Origin of the sequence: Streptomyces akebiae (assembly GCF_019599145.1) — a bacterium.
In the GTDB taxonomy this organism is placed as follows: domain Bacteria; phylum Actinomycetota; class Actinomycetes; order Streptomycetales; family Streptomycetaceae; genus Streptomyces; species Streptomyces akebiae.
The window spans coordinates 4,770,418-4,787,850 of record NZ_CP080647.1; the positions used below are offsets into that span (position 1 = coordinate 4,770,418).

Consider the following 17,433-nt stretch of genomic DNA (forward strand, 5'->3'; position numbering starts at 1 on the left):
CGGGCCCGCATCCACACAGGCCACGGCTTTGCATATGCCCGCGATGCCTACCACTGGCTGGGTCAGGCTGGTGTGCGTCCGGCCGTGGATACTCAAGGCATGGACGAATCCCCCGAACCGGTGCGCGAGCCCGCCGCCGGCGCTCTGGACCCGCGTGCCGAACTCAGCGAGTTCCTGCGCACCCGGCGGGCCCGGCTGAAGCCGGAGGACGTGGGGCTGCGGAGCTTCGGACGGTACCGGCGGGTGCCGGGGCTGCGCCGCGAGGAGCTGGCGCAGCTGGCCGGGGTGTCGGTGGCCTATTACACGCGGCTGGAACAGGGCAACGGGCGGCATGTGTCGGCGGAGGTCCTCGACGCCATCGCCCGCGCGCTCAGGCTGAGCGACGCCGAGCACGCCCACCTCACGCACCTGGCGAAGCCGAAACAGCAGAAGAAGAAGCCGGCCGGCCGCGCCCAGCAGGTGCGGGGTCCCCTGCGGACGCTGCTGGACACCATGGACGGCGTCCCCGCGATCCTCGTGGGGCGGCGCTCGGACATCCTCGCCTGGAACCGGATGGCCGCGGCGGTCTTCGGCGACTGGGCCGAGCTGCCCGCGCAGGAGCAGAACTGGGCACGGCTGGTGTTCCTGAACCCCGAGTACCGCGACCTGTTCGTGGACTGGGAGCACAAGGCGAACGACGTCGTCTCTCAGCTGCGCATGGACGCCGGCTCCCATCCGGACGACCCCCGGCTGTCCGCGCTGGTGGGCGAACTCTCCGTGAAGAGTGAGGAGTTCCGGCGGCTGTGGGCCACCCATGACGTCAAGGAGAGGTGCCACGGCGTCCAGCGCCTGCACCACCCGCTCGTCGGCGAACTCGACCTCCGCCTCGAGTCGTTCCACCAGGCCGACGACCACGAACAGATGCTGGTGACGTACCACGCCGAGCCCAACTCCCCGTCCGCGGAGGCACTACGGATGCTGGCCAGCTGGGGCACCGACGCGACAAGGGCGGGAGCCGGAATGCCGCCGGTACGCACGGCTCGATGAACTTCCCTTGATCATCGGTCGTTGGCTGCGCGCCACGCCCGGCGTCCTTTCGCACGCCAGACGCCTCCGGGGGCGGTGTCGGATTCAGGAGGCGCGGGTGGCGCGAGCGTGCTGCGGTTGGGCAGGGAGTCGGATCCGCAGGATTCCGTCGCCCCCGCAACCGCAACCGCAACCGCAACCGACGTCAGGAGATCGTCAGGGCGTCGCGTCGCCCTCGATGGTCCGGGCGGCGCACGGGGGCGGCGTGACGGTCGATGCGGGCGACGTGACGGGTGAAGGTGCCGGCGGAGCGTGGGCTCAGTCGTCGGACGTCCGCGCCCGGCGCGGCAGCTGGGCCGACTTCGCGGCCTCGGCCTCCGCCTTGGCGTCGCTCACCGCCGCGGCGGCCTGCTTCCCGGCCTCGTCCGCGGCGGCGGCCGCGTCGAGGGATGCCGTCGAGCCTCGTTCCAGCTGCGGGATCCCGGCCTCGTCCGGGGTGCCGCGGCCGTCGGCGGTGGCCGCTTCCGCAGGTCGCCCAGGCGTGGGAGGGCCTGCCGTCGTCTCGTCGCCGAAGGCTCGGGTGACGGTCCGAACCGCCTCGGTGAGCTCCCCGGGGATCACCCAGAACGTGTTGTTGTCGCTGCTCGCCAGGTGCGGGAGCGTCTCCAGGTACTTGTAGGCCAGGACCTTGGGGTCGGCGTTGTTGCGATGGACGGCCTGGAAGACGAGCTCCACCGCCTTGGCCTCGCCGTCCGCCCGCAGGATCATGGCCTGCTGCGCGCCCTGGGCCTCCAGGATGTCCTTCTGCTTCGTGCCTTCCGCCGTGAGGATCTTGGCCTGCCGCTCCCCTTCGGCGTGCAGGATGGCCGCGCGCTTGTCCCGCTCGGCCCGCATCTGCTTCTCCATCGCCTCCTTGATGGTGGCCGGCGGGTCGATGGCCTTGATCTCCACGCGGTTGACCCGGATGCCCCACTTGCCGGTGGCGTCGTCCAGGACGGCGCGGAGGCGGGAGTTGATCTCCTCGCGCGAGGTGAGCGTCTCCTCCAGGTCCATGCTGCCGATGACGTTGCGCAGCGTGGTCACGGTGAGCTGGTCGATCGCCTGGAGGTAGTCGGCGACCTCGTAGGCAGCCGCCCGCGGGTCGGTGATCTGGTAGTAGAGGACGGTGTCGATGTTCACCACGAGGTTGTCCTCGGTGATCACCGGCCTGGGGTCGGACGAATAGACCTGCTCGCGCACGTCGAGCTTGGTGTTGATCCGGTCCGCCACGGGCACGACCAGGTTCAGCCCGGGTTGCAGGGTCCGGCGGTAGCGGCCGAACCGCTCGACGTTGTAGCGGCGGGCCTGGGGGACGATCCGCACGCTGGAGGCCACGAGGAAGACCACGACAAGGGCCACGACGAGGAGGGGGATGACGATGGGATCCACAGTGCCTCCGCTGTTGTGTGTTCAGCCGTTCACGGACGGAGTTCGCGGGGTGGTCACGGAAGGAGTTCGCAGGGTGGTCACGGAAGGAGTTCGCGGGGGTAGACGATGGCCGTTGCGCCCTCGATCTCCATGACGTCGACGAACGCTCCCACGGGGATCACCAGGCTCTCGTCGAGGGCGCGGGCGGACCATTCCTCACCGGAGAGTTTGATCAGGCCACGGGTCCCGGTGACCTCCTGCATGACCTCGGCCCGCTTGCCGATCAGGGCATCACTGCCCTCTCGTACGAGCGGCTGCTGGGACATGTGCCGCAGCGCGACGGGGCGGATGAGGAAGAGGCCCGCCACCACCCCCGCGCCGAGGGCCACGAGCTGGCCGAGAAGGCCGATGCCCAGGCCGGCGACCACGGCGGCGACCAGCGCGGCACCCGCCAGCAGCCCGAAGACCAGTGTCAGGGTGAAGAACTCCGCGGCACCCAGCGCCGCGGCGGCGAGCAGCCACAGGAACCACGGCATCGCATCGCCCTCCTTCAGGGGCTTTCCTCACCAAGCTACCTCCCGGAACACCAGGCAGACAGACACGGTGTCCGGGGTTCTTGCCGTGTGAAGCGCATCCCTGATCGAGAAGCGCATCCCTGATCGAGGAGGCCCACCGCAGGCAACCGCATCTCACCCGGGCCGGTGGGTGGCGACGGCGTCTGCCCTCCCCCGGGGAGGGGGAGGGCAGACGCGACGGTGCCTCATGGGTTCTCGGGAGGGGTGGGTGCTCCGCTAGGAGGCGTCACCTACCGTGCCGGTGAACTCCGGGCCCTCGACCGGCGCTCCGTCGGCGTCGTAGGTCCACAGGCGCAGGCGCAGCGACTCCGTGTCCTCGCCGAGTTGATCGGTGACGGTGGGCACGGACACGTCGATGCTCAGGCCTCCCGCGGGCACTTCGGACATGAGCAGCGCGCCGTCCGGCAGAGCGGACAGGGGGCGCTCGGGATCCGGCGAGGCCCTGAAGTTCTCCTCCAGCCACGTCGCGGGGACGTCCTTGGTGGACAGTTCGGTGCCGTCGGAAACAGGCAGCAGCTGCAGATCCGTCCACGTGACGACATCGGCGACCGCGGAGAGGCTGATCCGCCAGACCAGTGGCCGGCCCTCGGTGACCTGGTCGGCGACCGGCGTCACGGTCACCGTGGGCTGGGGGTCGTCGTTCTCCGCGGTGACGCCGCCCAGGTAGGAGCCGACCACGGCGCCGCGTACGGTCTTGACGGCCACCCGGTGGAGGTCGTCGGCGCCGTAGCGGGTGTTGCCCTCGACCGTCACCGGCACGTCGACCCGGGTGCCCGCCCGGACCTCCACCGTGCGCGCGACCGGCCGGTCGCTGCCCGGCTCGTCCACGAACAGCCGCACCTCGCCGCTGCCCGACCCCGAGACCTGTACCGGCACCTGGTAGGTGCGCGTGCCGGAGTCGCCCTCCTTGACGGTCAGCCCGCCGACGTCCACGCGCGGCAGCCGCGCGGGCTCGACGACGGGGGTGCCGGGGCGCCAGCCGTGGGCGTCCACCAGCCAGGCCGTCCCGGACCCGGTACGCGGGGTCAGGTGGAGGGTCCTGACGTGGCCGAGGTCGATGCGCTCCCGGGTCTCGGCGGACAGGGGTACGCGGACCTCGCGCGCCCAGTAGGAGGAGGTGCGGGAAGTGCCCGGCAGACCGTCGACGCCGACCCGGCCCAGGTCCGCCCGCTTGCCGGCGGTGTCGGTGAGGGCGATGTCAAGATCGGTGCCGGTGGTGTTCGGCGGGACGATCACGCGCAGGCTCAGCGACTTCGCGCCGGCCAGGGAGACCGGGCGGGCGGGGGTGAGCTCGGTGGCGGTGCCGGCGCGGCTCCAGTTCATGGCCAGCGCGTACCGGTCCGGCTCCTTGCCGGGTGACACCCTGCGCCACTGGGCGAAGTGCGGTGAGGCGGTCCTGAGTTCGGGGTCCAGGCAGGAGACGTCCGGGTCCGGGTCCACCTGGGCGCACAGCCGGCCGCCGCCGACCGTGGCGGAGGGAGCCGGGAGGAAGGCCCCCGAGCGGGCGGCGCCGACGGCGTGGGTGAGGACGCGGGCGGGCCCGGCGGAGGCGGGACGCACGGGGGAGCCGTCGAGCAGTGGGCGGGCCCGGTCGTCACCGGCGACGAACAGCCGGGCCGCGGTGGCTATGTACGTCGAGCCGGCCTTCTGCTGCTCCTCGGCGGTGAGCCGGGTGGCGGTGCCGGGCGAGCACAGCGGGTCGTGCTCGTCGCCGCCGTAGGAGAAGTCGTCGTCGGCCGGGGCCGTGGCCTGGCCGGGGGTCCACTCGCTGTTGAAGTAGTTGTGGTTCGCGCCGGTCATGTAGACCGCGCTGTGCAGGGCCCTGCCGCGGCTGACCCCTCGGGTGCCGTCGACGTAGAGCTCGCCCTGAAGGTCGATGACGTCTCCGTCGCAGCCCGGCAGGATCGTCACGGACGGCACGTCGGGTGCGGGGTTCTGGCCGAAGATCGTGGGGCCTATGAGGACGGTCCCGCGTATCGTCCAGCGGGTTTCGCCGTGGTAGCCGTCCTTGTCGGCGGGCGGCGGGGTGAGGCTGTCCAGCGCGGCCCTGTCGGCGCCCTCACCGCCACGGGAGTGGCCCACCAGCAACACCCGGCCGAGGTCGGCGCCAGGCGCCCGTCGTACGACCTCGGGGGCCGTGGACGGGTCTGCGGCCCAGTCCGCCCAGTGGGCCAGGTGCAGCCGTATCAGCGAGGAGCGGGCCTGGGCGCCGGCGTCGTCGGCCTGCCAGTCCTGGGCGTTGATCGAGTTGGCCGAGATCGAGACCGTCACATAGCCCTGGGAGGCGAGGAGTCGCTGGTCGTGGAGGTAACCGCGGTAGCTCGGGACGGGCTCGTGGTCGGCCGGGCACGGCCATGCGAGGGTCAGGTCGTCGCCCTGGAAGCAGGTGGCGTGGCGCCCGTGGAGGAACAGCGCCAGCGGGCGGCTGCCCGGGGCGTCCTCCGGCGCGACCACCACGGCCTTCATCTCGACGTCGGTGTCGTAGCCGGGCAGGTGGACCGACGGCAGGGAGTACTCGCCGCTGGTCGTACGGAACGGGCCGGGCACACCGGGATCGACCTCGTTCACGGTCGCCGCGCGGGGCAGGCGCGACGGGTCGTCCGACGCGGCGTCGAGCGCGCGGCGCTCACGGGCCGCGGCCTTCGCTCCGGCCGCGTCCAGCCGGCGCCCGGCGGCCTCGACCCGCAGGTCGTCGGTGCTGCCGAGGCGCACGCCGTCGAGCGGCAGCCGGAAGGTGCGCCCGTCCGCGGCGGGTCTGGGGGTGCCCAACAGGCGGTCCCCACTGCGGAATTCGACCTGGGCGTCGCCCACCGGCACCTTCCGGGGCGAGCGCCACACCAGCTCCGCCGACTTCCCGGAGCCGGTGGTCCGCCAGCCCTCGGGAAGTCCTGCGGACGCGGCGGCCGACGGCCGCCCGGGGTCCGGTTCCGGCGCCGCCAGCGCCGCCCCCGGCGCCGCCAGCGCCAGCGCGAGGACCGCTGCCACGGCGGTCGTCACGCGCGAGACACGGATCACTTCTCGTTCCTCCTCATGGTCAGTGCCCCTGAGGCCCCACGGGCCCCGGGCTCCCCCGACGCCCCAAAGGGAGCACATTCGATCGCCCTGTCACGTCTTCGCACAGTATTCGCACACGTTCCACCCCTGGTGCACAACAAGACACGTGCAGGCAGGGGGAGTTGGGGGCCTACGGCATCAACTGACTCGTGGTGTGCGGGCGTTCGGACCGAGGCCGGCCCGGGTGTCCTGGCGACGCGGGCGTGGGCCCGTGGCGACCAGTCGGCGATGCGCGCGGGGTCGTGCCAGGACCTCTCCGGGAGCTCGGCGCGGTCGCCTCGGCGCCGGCGGACTTCCCTGACAGCGGGTCCTGACGTCAGGACTCGCTGTCAGGGCCCACTGTCGGGACCCGACGTCAGGTCCCCCCGTGCCGAGGTACGGTCGGGCTCACTTCAGGTGGCGGTCGAAGAAGCGGCAGCCGTCTTCCAGTTCGAACCATGGCGTGCCCGTGTGGCCGCCCAGGTTGGCGTGCAGGGTCTTCTCCTTGCTGCCGAAGGCGTCGAAGAGGTCCAGGGCCCGTTGCCGGGGGTTCCCCTCGTCGTCCCACTGCAACAGGAGCAGCAGCGGAACGGTGACCTGCCGGGCCTCCTCCCGCTGGGCGCGGGGCACGTACCCCCCGGCGTGGAGGCCCGCGGCCACGATGCGCGGCTCGACCGCCGCCAGCCGGATGCCGAGGGCCGCCCAACCGCCGGAGTACCCGACGGGGCCGCCGATGCCGGGCAGTTGGAGGAGGGCGTCCAGCGTGGTCCGCCAGTCCGGGACGGCGTTCTCGACCATCGGGCCGACGAGGGATTCGAGGAGCTCGTCGACCGGCTCGCCGGCCCGCATCGCCCGCCCCAGCTCGGCCCGGACCTGCTCGTCGGCGGCGGACCGGGGACGGTCACCGCATCCTGCGGCGTCGATCGTGGCCACCGCGTAGCCGCGTGCCGCGGTGTACCGGGCGCGGGCGACCAGCCGGGGGTCCGCCTTGGGCAGGCCGTTGTTGTGGGCCATCAGGACCAGCGGGAGCGGTGCGGCGGATGCGGGCGTCCACAGGGTGCCGGGGATCTCGCCGAGGGTGAATTCGCGTTCGAGGACGCCGTCGTCGAGGCGCTGCTCGGAAATGAAGCGCATGGTCGTGCCTTTCGGGAGTGCGCGTGAACGGCGCTCCCGGACGACGACCTATCGCCCGACCGTGACCCCGGAGGGGAGCACCCATGTCGATACTGCGTTCACGGATACCACCTCCTCGTTCTCTCGCACGGCCACCGGGAAGCTAGCAGCGGTCGTACGTCCGCCGCCAACGGTTTTCCGGCGGCGGGACCTGAACAACCGACAGGCAGTCAGCCACGGGTGCTGTTCGGTCGATCGGTGCGTGCGAGGATGGCGGCCGTGACCGGATCGTCGTCCTCACCCGGCGCCGAGGGCAGTCCTCGCGGCCCCGGACTGGGTTCCCACACCGCCGCCGTGCTCGTGTTCGGGTCGTCGGCGGCGGTCCTGGTGGTCGAGATCGTCGCCCTGCGGCTGCTGGCTCCCTATCTCGGTCTCACCCTGGAGACCAGCACCATGGTGATCGGCATCGCCCTCACGGCGATCGCCGTCGGCTCCTGGCTGGGTGGGATCCTCGCCGACCAGGTAGACCCGCGCCTCCTGATCGGCCCCTCGCTCGGGGTGTCGGGAGCGGTCGTGGCGCTCACCCCCGCCGTGCTGCGCACCACCGCGGAGTGGGCACCGGCGCTGCTACTGCTGATCGCGTCGCTGACCATCCTCGTACCAGGCGCGCTGCTGTCCGCGGTGACGCCGATGGTGACGAAGCTGCGTCTCACCCGCCTCGCCGAGACCGGGACGGTGGTCGGCCGGCTGTCCGGCGTCGGCACGGTCGGCGCGATCGTCGGCACCGTCCTCACCGGGTTCGTCCTGGTGTCGCGGCTGCCGGTGAGCGGCATCCTGATCGGCCTCGGCATCCTGCTGGTCGTCGGCTCGGCGCTGGTCGAGTGGCGTACGCGCCGGTGGGGCGGCACCCCCGCCCTGACCCTCGCGGTCGTCGCCGGCGGCCTCGGCACCGCGGTCGCGCCCGGTGGCTGCGACGCGGAGACCAGGTACCACTGCGCCCGGGTCGTCGCGGACCCCGACCGGGACGGCGGCCGCACGCTCGTCCTGGACGGTGTGCGGCACTCCTACGTCGACGTCGACGATCCGACGTTCCTGGAGTTCACGTACGTGCGCGCGATCGCCTCGGCGGTCGACGCGGCCTTCCCCGAGCGGGAGCCGCTCGCCGCGCATCATCTGGGCGGTGGCGGACTCACCCTCCCCCGCTACCTCGCCGCCACACGGCCCGGGACGCGCAGCCTCGTGTCCGAGATCGACAGCGGGGTCGTACGCATCGACCGTGAACGGCTCGGCCTGCGGGCGGAGGCCGGGATCGACGTACGCGTGGAGGACGGCCGACTGGGCCTGCGGGCGCTGCCCGCCGACAGCCGGGACCTCGTCGTCGGCGACGCCTTCGGGGGCGTCAGCGTGCCGTGGCACCTCACCACGGTGGAGGCGATGGCCGACGTACGACGGGTCCTCGACCCCGACGGCCTGTACGTCGCCAACCTCATCGACCACGGCGACCTGGACTTCGCCCGCGCCGAGGTGGCGACCCTCGCCGAGACCTTCGCGCACGTCGCCCTCGTCGGCGCCCCCGCGAACATCGGCCTCGACACGACGGCCACCTCCGAGGGCGGCAACCTCGTGGTGCTCGCCTCCGACCGGCCCGTCGACCTGCGCGCGACCCAGCAGGCGCTGGACACCCGCCGGACCGGCTGGCGGATCACCACCGGCGCCCCCCTCACGACCTGGACCGCCGACGCCCGCCCCCTGACCGACGACTACGCCCCCGTCGACCAACTCCTCCAACCGTCCAGCACACGACGGGACCGGTGACATGGCCTCCGCTCCAGGGACATGCCCGATGGACATGCCCGATTGCGATGTCGACCGTCACGGGGACGTCGTCCTCAGGCACTCCGGAGGGGACCGCTGTGCGACCTGAAGTCACGGGCCAGGAGCAGGAACTGGACCTCGACCTCCCCCTGCGCATCGAGCGGCCCTTCGTGCTCTGGTCCTACGAGGTGTCACATCGCCGTCTCGTGCTGCGGGCAGAGCCGGGAGGCGTGGCCGGCGGGGCGGGGGAGGTCGAGTTCGTGGATGTCCTGGGCATGCAGGTGAAGTCCCATTACTCCGAGCTTCTGATCTCCCCCGCCCCGGCACGCGGCACGGCCGCCGCCGCCGGTATCGACGCGTTCGTGCCTGTCCCGGAAAGGCATCGGTCCAAGTTCACCGCCCTGCTCGTCTCGGACGGGGCGGTGGGCGGTGGGTTCGTCGTCTGTGGTGGCTTCCGGGTCCGCCCGTCCGGGGCCGTCCCCGGTCGTGAGCGCTGAGGGGGGCGGCCTCGTCGGGCGAGGCCACCCCCTTTCCTTCCGCGCCGACTACAAGCCGATCGGGTTGAGGTAGGTAGCCGGGCGGGTGGCGGCGTCCTGCTTGAGGATCTGGCCGCCGAAGGGCCACGTCAGGGTGAAGTGGTCCGTCTCGTTCGGCGGAGTCACGAGGAACTTCGCGGGGACGAACTTCTCCGCCCGGGGCGTCGACGCGGCCACCGGGAGCAGCGTGATGCTGAAGTCCACCGTGTCCCCCTTCTCCAGCGTCAGCTTCTGCGGCTTCTGGGCGGACCGCACCAGCGACCACGTGCCGTCGGTCGTCTGCGCGCCGACCATGTCGACCCCCGCGAAGCCGGACAGCGTGCAGGTGCGCTCGCTCTTGTTCGTGAACCAGATGTACGCCTGGGTCTGCTTCTCGGTCTGCTGCATCTCGGGCTTCGCGTCACCGCCCATGGCGAAGCCGGCCTTCAGGTCCGCGGTGTGGCAGCGGGTCGGCTCGGCCTGCGCGGCGGCGGAGGCCGGAGCGGCGGCAGCGGCGGTGCCGGCGACGACGATCGCCGCCAGGGCCACGGCGGTCAGCTTGCTCTTCATGAAGCGTCGGATTCCCCTCATACGAAGCGGCGCACAAGGTCGGTGCGCGCCTGCCCCCCTGTAGATGCGCGATGCACGGAGGAGGTTCGGTGCGGCGGGAAATCTTTTCGGCGATCACCTGGTCGTCTCAATTGCAGTTACCTACAAGCGAGTTGGCACCTCAAGGGGCACCTCCGCCCACACCGTCTTGCCCACCGGGCGACGAGGCTCCGATCCCCAGCGCGCGGCCAGGACGTCCACCAGCAGCAGCCCTCGACCGGACTCGCCCTCGGGGTACGACGAGGGCGGGGCCGCGGGTGGTCGCTTCGCGGAGGCGGCGTCGGCGACCTCGATACGAACCAGCCCCGCCGCCAGGTCGAGGGCGAGCCGGAGACCGAAGTCCCCTCCGGGGACTCGGCCGTGCCGTACGGCGTTCGCGGCGAGTTCGCCGACGACGAGGGCGACGCTGCACGACACGTCGGACGCCGCCGGGTAGCCCCACTCCTCCATGCGCCTGACGGCAAGGTGCCGGGCAAGCCGCGCACCTCGCGGAGAGGAGACGAACCGCTCGGCGATCGCGGGGAGTTCTGGCTCGTCTGCCCGGGTGGTGGTTGCTGTCAGCACGGCTGGTCCGTCCTTGTCTGTCGAGCTGAGACATCTCGCGGCGTACGCGAATCGTCACGTTCCGTATCCAAGAGTCGTCCGATCGCCCTACGCTCGACAGGTGACGCAGCCTTACTTTTCAGTCCGTAAGGAACGGAAGTGACGCTTTGGCCAACGGAATTGATCCCAGCGCGTCGATGGCGGCGCTGTTCGGCGCGCGGGTGCGCAGGCTCCGCACGGCGGCCGGACTGACGCAGGCCGAACTCGGTGACCGGACGCACGTGGTGAGCACGCGGATCACCCAGATCGAGCGGGCGTCCGGAGCGAAGCCGACGCTGGAGCTGGCGCGTGCGCTGGACGCGGCCCTCGGCGCGGACGACCTGCTGGTCGAGTTGTGGCCGTACGTGTACCGGGAGGCGTTTCCGGACTGGTCGCGCAAGTTCATGGAGTTCGCGGAGCGGGCGGTGGTCATCCGTGAGTACGCGGCTCATGTGGTGCCCGGCCTGTTGCAGACGGAGGACTACGCACGGGCCGTGCTGAGAACCGGCCGGACACTCGGCAGCGAGGAGCAGTTGGAAGAGCGGGTCGCCCTTCGTATGGGACGACAGGAGCGCCTTGGTACGTCTGATCGGCCCGAGCTGTGGGTGGTGCTCGACGAGGCGGTGCTCAGACGTCCGGTCGGCGGCCATGCGGTGATGCGTGAGCAGTTGGCGCGACTGGTCGCGACCTCGACCGAGCGTCACATCACTGTGCAAGTACTGCCGTTCGACCAAGGCGAGCACGAAGTCATGGGTGGCTCGCTCACGGTGCTCACCATGCCGGACAGTTCGGAGATCGCCTACACCGAGGGCGCGCACTACGGCCAACTCATCGAGGATCCGGACGAGGTCAGGAGTTTCGCGCTGACCTACGATCGGCTGAGGGCGGCAGCTCTGCCCCCGCTCATGTCACTCGACATGATCCGATCCGTGATGGAGGACAACCACCGTGGAGCGAAGGTCCCATCCCGATCTGAACGGCGTCGCCTGGCGCAGGAGCAGCTACAGCAATCAGGAGGGCGGCAACTGCGTGGAAGTGGCCGAGGGATTCCGAGAGGCCGTCGTCCCGGTCCGTGACAGCAAGGTCCCGCACGGTCCGGCACTGTGCTTCCACGCCGCCTCCTGGGCCGCGTTCATAGGCGAGTTGAAAGCCGGGCCGCACCACCGCCCCTGAGGCGGCCGGGCCCCGGCCGCCGTCCGTCTTCCGGGCTCACCGGACCCTTGTCCGCGAGGGTCCGGCGGGCCGCTGACCTCCCCAAAGAACCGGGGGAAAGAACTACCCGCCCACCCACCCTCCCCGGCCGCGAGGGCCCCGTCACCCGTCCGGGTGACCGGCTTGCAGGCGCGGGATGCGGGCGGTTACGTTCGCCGCGACAACCACACAAAGACTTCGGCCCCCGCCGGGACTGGCATCCCGAACGAGGGCCTGACCGATCAGGAAGAGAACACCTTCCCGATGGCTGACTCGCAGTCTAACGCGCCCCTGCGCGCCGACGCCGGAGCACCCACCTCCGGCGTGATCCACGTACGCACCCGGCTGACCGCCGACTTCACCGTGATGTCCAACGCCCTCGCCCAGCGGCGCGGCAGCGCGGTCACGGTCGGTGTCGCGACGTACATCTCCTCCCTTCCCACAGGCACCCTCGTGAGCATCACCGCCCTGTGCGACCACTTCGACGAGGGCGAGATCCTCATCTCGCGAGCGCTGAGGGAACTGGAAGCGGCCGGATACCTGGAACGCCGCCGCGAGCGGATGCCCACCGGCCAGGTCCGCACCCGGACGTACTTCTACGACGTACCCGGCGGCGGACCTGACCCGGATCCCGGCGGGTCTCCCAGGCCGCCCACGCCTCGTCGCCCCCGGAAGCGGCCCGCCGAGGCCACGCCCGCGCCCGCGTCCGGGGCCGTGCGGGACACGGTTGAGGCACCCGTACAGGCGGGAGAGAAGACGGAGGATGCAGCGGAGCCGGAAACGCAGACCGAGACTGAGGCACCGGCCCCACTCACCGACGCCGACCCCCGAGCCGTCGCCGTACTCGCCGGCCTCCGCCGGGTAGACCCCCGCCTCGTCCTGTCCGAGCGGGAAGCCGCCCGCCTCGCCCCGGCCGTCACCCGCTGGCTCGGCGCAGGCCTGCTGCCCACCCAGATCACCGACCACCTCACCGCCCGACTCCCGGCAGACCTCCTCGTCCGCCCGGTCGGCATCCTCGCCTACCGGCTCAAGGAGACCCCACTGACCGCACCGGACACAGGCAGCCCCGAGACCCCGGAGCGCCCGGCGGTCCTGAGAATGCGGAACTGCGACGGCTGCGACCGGGGCTTCCGCTCCGCGGGACACAGCCACTGCCGGGACTGCCGATCCCGGGACCAACTCCCCGCGACCGGCTGAGCCGGTGGCCGGGTGTGCGGTCCACCCGCAGGTGGGAGGCTTGATGTACACGATGCGAAATCAACGACGACGCCCCTGGCACTGACCGCCTCCCTGACCGCCCTCACCGCCCTCACCGCGACGAACGCGTTCGCGATCGATGAGGTCGGCTGCGGCCGGAGCGACTTCGTGCAGGTCACTTACCACCTGTCCGGCCGCTCCGGCCGCAGCCGACCTCATCGATCGCCGTCCCGCTCGTCCCGTGGCCCTCGCCTCCGGCCCATCGGTCTCACTACGATCAGCGGCCATGGACTGGCTGGAGCGCGTAGCGGGGCTGAGGCAGTGGACCAGGAACGGGACGCGCGCTCCGCACAAGCCGTTGCTTCTCCTGCACGCCCTCGGCCGGTTCCAGCAGGACCCCGACGGCGAGCTGCGGTACAGCGCGGTCGAGGAGGACCTCCAGCGTCTGCTGACCGAGTACGGCCCACCCCACAGGACGTCGCCCGCGTACCCGTTCCACCACCTGGTCAGTGACGGCGTGTGGGAGGTCCGTACGGATCGCGGACTCGGCAGCCCCGGGAGCGGGGTGCGGGACCTCCGGGAGACGGGCGCCACCGGCCGGCTCTCGGCGGAATTCGGCGCCGCGCTGCGGAACGAGCCGGAACTGCTGTCGCGCGTCACGCGATTGCTGCTGGACCGGCACTTTCCGCCCTCCGTCCACGGGGAGTTGTGCGAGGCCGTCGGCCTGGAGCTGGACCCGGCGGAGGTCGTCCCCATCTCGACCGCACGCAAGCAGCGGGACCGGCGCATGCGCGAACTGGTGCTGACGGCCTACGAGTACCGGTGCGCCTTCTGCGGCTACGACGGCCGGCTCGGCCCGGTCCCGGTGGGGCTGGAGGCCGCCCATGTGCGGTGGTGGGCGCTGGGCGGACCGGACGACGTCGACAACGGGCTGTGCCTGTGCTCGCTCCATCACAAGCTCTTCGACAAGGGCGTCCTCGGGGTCGACGGCGACCACCGCGTCCTCGTCTCCCAGCACTTCGTCGGCCACAGCCCCGCCGCCCGCGAGCAGGTCCTCGCACTGGCGGGACGTGCCCTGGTCGGTCCGCAGCCGGGCGTCCGCCCCGTGGCGGCCTACCATCTCGACTGGCACATCAGCCAGGTCTTCCGCGGCACACCGCGCCCCGCCACGGCCGCCTGAGGGCAGTCCTCCGCCAACACCATGTCCGCCTCACAGCACGTCACGGTCTGCGCTCTTCTCGTTCAGGTGATTTTCGTCCGTTAGGGATCTTCCAGGCACCTACCATCCGTTCCTGTGACAGATAGGAAGATCCGGCGAGCAGCCGATGTGGTCGTCCTCGGTGCCGGTCCGGCCGGGCTCGTGCTCGGCAATCTCCTCCAGGACAGCGGGATCGACTGCGTCCTGCTGGAGCGTGCCGAGCGCGCTCACGTCCAGACGCGGGCGCGTGCCGGGTTCCTGGCCGCCCACACCGTACGGATCCTGGAGCGGCACGGGCTGGACGAGGGGCTGCGCCGGCGTGGACAGGCCCACAGCACCTGCGAGTTCCGCACGGAGGACGGCCGGTTCCGGCTGGACTACAGCGGCCTCGGGCGCGGCGAGCGGCACACCGTCTACCCCCAACAGCACCTGGTCACCGACCTGTTGACCCGGTTTCTGGCCGTCGGCGGCCGGGTCCACTTCGCCACCGAGGCGGTGGACGTCCTCGACGCCGACACGGACCGGCCCTCGGTGACCGTGCGCGAGGCGGACGGGCGGCCCGTCCGCCTGCGGGCCCGGTACGTGGCCGGGTGCGACGGGCGGCACGGTGCGGCCCGGCGGTCGCTGCCGGCCGGCTCGGCGCGTCGGCAGCATCTGGACCACGGGGTGACCTGGCTGGGACTGCTCGCCCAGGCTCCGCCCAGTCTGGACGCCGTCGGGTACGCGGTGCACGAGCGGGGCTTCGCCGGGCACATGGCGCGGACCAGCGAGATCACCCGTTACTACCTGGAGTGCGAGCGCGGGACGCCGGCCGATGCCTGGTCCGACGAGCGGATCTGGGACGAGCTGGAGCTGCGGATGCGGGCGACGGAGTACGGCCCGCTGCACCGGGGCCCCGTCGTGGAGCGGGCCGTCGTCGGTCTGGAGTCCGATGTGCTCGAACCGCTGCGCCACGGTTCGCTGTTCCTGGTGGGCGACGCCGCCGGCCTCATCAGCCCGTCCGCCGCGAAGGGCGCCAACCTCGCCGTTCTGGAAGCCGAGTTGCTCGCGCGCGCCCTGATCGCCGCTCTCCACCACGGCGACACCAAGGGGCTCGACGCCTACTCCGCGCGCAGCCTCGCCCACATCTGGCGTGCGCAGGAGTTCTCGCACTGGATGATCGGGCTCCTGCACGGCCCGTCCGGCACGGACGGCCCGTCCCTGTTCCACAACTCCCTGCGCCGCTCCCGCCTCGCGTCGCTGCGCACCTCCCGCAGCCGGCAGGACTGGTTCGCCGAGCACTACGTCGGCGTATGACGCCCCCTTGTCCCAGTCCCCCTCCGTCTCCGCTTTCCCCTCCGCACACCCGAATGAGGATCCCCGCGATGATCACGACGTTGTCGGGCGACACGTCCCGCCTGCGCGCGACGGTCGACTTCGTCAAGAAACAGGACAACGCCGCACTGCTCCCGCTGCTGCTGCCCGGACTCGACGGCCCGGAACTGCGGGCGCTCGCGGAGCGCTGTCGTTTCTCCCATGCCGCGCTGCTCGTCTTCCCGTCGGACGAGGCCGAGTTGCGTGCCATGCTCACCGCCTGCGGGCTCGGCGCGGTCCCGTCGCCGAGGCCGAGCGTCGTCGTACGCGAGCGACTGGCCGTACGGCATCGGCGGCCGGCGGACGAGCTGGACGTCGGCATCCTGCGACCCGAGGTAGCCGGCGCGGACGGGGAGCACCGTACGGTTGAGGTCTTCGCGCTGACCGTGCCACCGGGGTCGGGTCTGGAGACGCTGGCCGCGTACGAGCGGGAGCGGGAGCACGAGACCCACCTCGCCTTCGACGTCGTGGCTCCCGACCCCCTGGTGCTGCGCGGCCTGTGCGCGACCTTCGCACGCTACGGAGCCACCCCGGACGGCGGCGGCTACAACGCGCACGAGAACGGCACCGTGTTCTATTTCGACGCACCCGCCGAAGCCAAGGCCGGGTACCGGCGCGTCGAGCTGTACGTCCCCGGCGACCACCGCGACGCCCTCGCCGAGCATCGCGCCCGGCAGCCCGCCGAAACGCTCCTGCGCCTGCTGACCGGGGCGTGGACGACCCAGGCACTGACCGCCTTCGCGCAGCTCGGGGTGGCCGACGCCATGGACGGCGACCGAGGGATCGGCGTGGCGGAGCTGGCGCGGGAGGTCGGCGCGAGGCCGGGGAACCTGGCGATCCTGCTGCGTTATCTCGTGATGCTGGGCGTGGTGGCGGAGGGCCGCGACGGCTTCCGGCTCACCGGACCGGGCGCGCTGCTGCGGGCGGACGCCCCGGGATCCATGCGGGCGTTGGCGCTGATGTACGGCGGCCCGTTCTACCGGTCCTTCGCCGGGCTCGGGCACACCGTGCGCACGGGAGAGGTCGCCTTCGAGCACCTCTTCGGCGAGAACCACTTCGACCACTTCGCCCGCGACCCCGAACTCGCGGAACTCTTCGACCGGTCCATGGCCGCCGGCTCCGCGATGTTCGACCCGCTCCCCACCCATCCGGCCCTCACCGCCGCGGCGGCGGGCGGGGCCACGGTGGTCGATGTCGCGGGCGGCAACGGGGAGTTGCTGGGCCGCGTCCTCGCCGCGCACCCACGCCTGAACGGCGTCCTGCTGGAGCGCCCGCACGCCGTCGAGGCCGCCCGCCTGCGGCTGGCGGAGGCGGGTCTCGGCGCCCGCTGCTCCTTCGTGACCGGCGACTTCGCGGACGTGCCCGCGGGCGGTGACGTCTACGTCCTGTCCCGCGTCCTGCACGACTGGGACGACGAGCGCTGCCGCGAGATCCTGCGCCACTGTGCCCGCGCGATGCCCGACCACGCCGACCTGCTCGTCGTCGAGCGCGTCCTGCCCTCCGACGGCTCGGTCTCGCTGGCCACCGCCTGGGATCTGCACATGATGTGCAACGTCGGCGGACGCGAACGGCGCGCCGACCACTACGGCCGGCTGTTCGCCGACGCGGGCCTCGCCCTGGTGGACCGGACACCGCTTCCCCTGGACGGGCACGTGCTGCACGTCAGGAAGGCCCGGTCCGCCTGGACGTGAAGTCCGGTGTGCGGTCCCGCGTGCGGCCCGATGTGCGGCCCGATGTGAATGGCGGTGTGAACAACGCGGCACTCGGGCTGGGGATCAGTGGGTCTCGGTAAGCGCTGTCTCGCGGGAAACGCGCGACTACTCTGATCCCACTGAACAGC

General features: G+C 71.8%; 15 protein-coding genes. 9 read left to right on the forward strand and 6 right to left on the reverse strand.

Translation table 11 applies throughout. The features are described 5' to 3' along the window. The first annotated feature begins 99 nt into the window (after positions 1-99). Positions 100-1,026, forward strand: a complete 927-nt coding sequence (locus K1J60_RS20535) for a helix-turn-helix domain-containing protein (RefSeq protein WP_220647485.1) — start codon at positions 100-102, stop codon at positions 1,024-1,026. Positions 1,027-1,323: 297 nt separating this feature from the next. On the opposite strand, the gene K1J60_RS20540 is transcribed toward K1J60_RS20535, so the two are convergent. The 4 genes from K1J60_RS20540 to K1J60_RS20555 all read right to left on the reverse strand — a co-directional run bounded on the left by K1J60_RS20540 (position 1,324) and on the right by K1J60_RS20555 (position 7,154). Beyond that, positions 1,324-2,433, reverse strand: a complete 1,110-nt coding sequence (locus tag K1J60_RS20540; protein ID WP_220647486.1) for an SPFH domain-containing protein — start codon at positions 2,431-2,433, stop codon at positions 1,324-1,326. Positions 2,434-2,510: 77 nt separating this feature from the next. Continuing rightward, positions 2,511-2,948 (reverse strand): NfeD family protein, encoded by a 438-nt coding sequence (locus K1J60_RS20545; protein WP_220647487.1) that lies wholly within the window; start codon positions 2,946-2,948, stop codon positions 2,511-2,513. Between the two features lie 255 nt (positions 2,949-3,203). Then, positions 3,204-6,002 (reverse strand): alpha/beta hydrolase, encoded by a 2,799-nt coding sequence (locus K1J60_RS20550; RefSeq protein WP_220647488.1) that lies wholly within the window; start codon positions 6,000-6,002, stop codon positions 3,204-3,206. Between the two features lie 426 nt (positions 6,003-6,428). Beyond that, a complete protein-coding gene (locus K1J60_RS20555) occupies positions 6,429-7,154 on the reverse strand; it encodes a dienelactone hydrolase family protein (RefSeq protein ID WP_220647489.1) in 726 nt (241 codons plus the stop codon). Positions 7,155-7,412: 258 nt separating this feature from the next. Between K1J60_RS20555 and K1J60_RS20560 the strand changes: the two genes are divergently transcribed. Both K1J60_RS20560 and K1J60_RS20565 read left to right on the forward strand, forming a co-directional pair. After that, complete coding sequence (locus K1J60_RS20560; RefSeq protein WP_259407817.1) at positions 7,413-8,948, forward strand: fused MFS/spermidine synthase; 1,536 nt, start codon at positions 7,413-7,415, stop codon at positions 8,946-8,948. Positions 8,949-9,046: 98 nt separating this feature from the next. Further along, positions 9,047-9,445 carry a hypothetical protein gene (locus K1J60_RS20565; RefSeq protein WP_220647490.1) on the forward strand — a complete coding sequence of 133 codons (399 nt, stop codon included), beginning with the start codon at positions 9,047-9,049 and terminating at the stop codon, positions 9,443-9,445. A 48-nt stretch (positions 9,446-9,493) separates the two neighbouring features. On the opposite strand, the gene K1J60_RS20570 is transcribed toward K1J60_RS20565, so the two are convergent. Together K1J60_RS20570 and K1J60_RS20575 are read right to left on the reverse strand one after the other, a co-directional pair. Next, on the reverse strand, positions 9,494-10,033 hold the full coding sequence (locus K1J60_RS20570) for a DUF4232 domain-containing protein (protein ID WP_220647491.1): 540 nt from the start codon (positions 10,031-10,033) through the stop codon (positions 9,494-9,496). A gap of 141 nt (positions 10,034-10,174) precedes the next feature. Beyond that, complete coding sequence (locus K1J60_RS20575; RefSeq protein WP_220647492.1) at positions 10,175-10,636, reverse strand: ATP-binding protein; 462 nt, start codon at positions 10,634-10,636, stop codon at positions 10,175-10,177. A 176-nt stretch (positions 10,637-10,812) separates the two neighbouring features. Here K1J60_RS20575 and K1J60_RS20580 point away from each other — a divergent pair, with 176 nt between their 5' ends. The 6 genes from K1J60_RS20580 to K1J60_RS20600 all read left to right on the forward strand — a co-directional run bounded on the left by K1J60_RS20580 (position 10,813) and on the right by K1J60_RS20600 (position 17,284). Further along, the gene (locus K1J60_RS20580) at positions 10,813-11,730 is read left to right on the forward strand and encodes a helix-turn-helix domain-containing protein (RefSeq protein ID WP_220651578.1); all 918 of its coding nucleotides are present in this window, start codon (positions 10,813-10,815) and stop codon (positions 11,728-11,730) included. Continuing rightward, positions 11,690-11,827 carry a DUF397 domain-containing protein gene (locus K1J60_RS45975; protein WP_259407818.1) on the forward strand — a complete coding sequence of 46 codons (138 nt, stop codon included), beginning with the start codon at positions 11,690-11,692 and terminating at the stop codon, positions 11,825-11,827. The genes K1J60_RS20580 and K1J60_RS45975 overlap by 41 nt, the downstream gene beginning before the upstream one ends. A 282-nt stretch (positions 11,828-12,109) precedes the next feature. Then, positions 12,110-13,042 carry a hypothetical protein gene (locus K1J60_RS20585; protein WP_220647493.1) on the forward strand — a complete coding sequence of 311 codons (933 nt, stop codon included), beginning with the start codon at positions 12,110-12,112 and terminating at the stop codon, positions 13,040-13,042. 286 nt (positions 13,043-13,328) lie between these two features. Beyond that, positions 13,329-14,222, forward strand: a complete 894-nt coding sequence (locus K1J60_RS20590; RefSeq protein ID WP_220647494.1) for a phosphorothioated DNA-binding restriction endonuclease — start codon at positions 13,329-13,331, stop codon at positions 14,220-14,222. A gap of 147 nt (positions 14,223-14,369) precedes the next feature. Next, positions 14,370-15,536, forward strand: a complete 1,167-nt coding sequence (locus K1J60_RS20595) for a 4-hydroxybenzoate 3-monooxygenase (RefSeq protein WP_220651579.1) — start codon at positions 14,370-14,372, stop codon at positions 15,534-15,536. Positions 15,537-15,604: 68 nt separating this feature from the next. Beyond that, a complete protein-coding gene (locus K1J60_RS20600; protein WP_220647495.1) occupies positions 15,605-17,284 on the forward strand; it encodes a methyltransferase in 1,680 nt (559 codons plus the stop codon). Positions 17,285-17,433 lie beyond the last annotated feature (149 nt).

Bases quoted from the DNA above. Each gene is read 5' to 3' on its own strand.
- K1J60_RS20535 (WP_220647485.1), top strand. From the start codon at position 100: ATGGACGAATCCCCCGAACCGGTGCGCGAGCCCGCCGCCGGCGCTCTG.
- K1J60_RS20545 (WP_220647487.1), bottom strand. From the start codon at position 2,948: ATGCCGTGGTTCCTGTGGCTGCTCGCCGCCGCGGCGCTGGGTGCCGCG.
- K1J60_RS20555 (WP_220647489.1), bottom strand. From the start codon at position 7,154: ATGCGCTTCATTTCCGAGCAGCGCCTCGACGACGGCGTCCTCGAACGC.
- K1J60_RS20570 (WP_220647491.1), bottom strand. From the start codon at position 10,033: ATGAAGAGCAAGCTGACCGCCGTGGCCCTGGCGGCGATCGTCGTCGCC.
- K1J60_RS20580 (WP_220651578.1), top strand. From the start codon at position 10,813: ATGGCGGCGCTGTTCGGCGCGCGGGTGCGCAGGCTCCGCACGGCGGCC.
- K1J60_RS20585 (WP_220647493.1), top strand. From the start codon at position 12,110: ATGGCTGACTCGCAGTCTAACGCGCCCCTGCGCGCCGACGCCGGAGCA.
- K1J60_RS20590 (WP_220647494.1), top strand. From the start codon at position 13,329: ATGGACTGGCTGGAGCGCGTAGCGGGGCTGAGGCAGTGGACCAGGAAC.
- K1J60_RS20600 (WP_220647495.1), top strand. From the start codon at position 15,605: ATGATCACGACGTTGTCGGGCGACACGTCCCGCCTGCGCGCGACGGTC.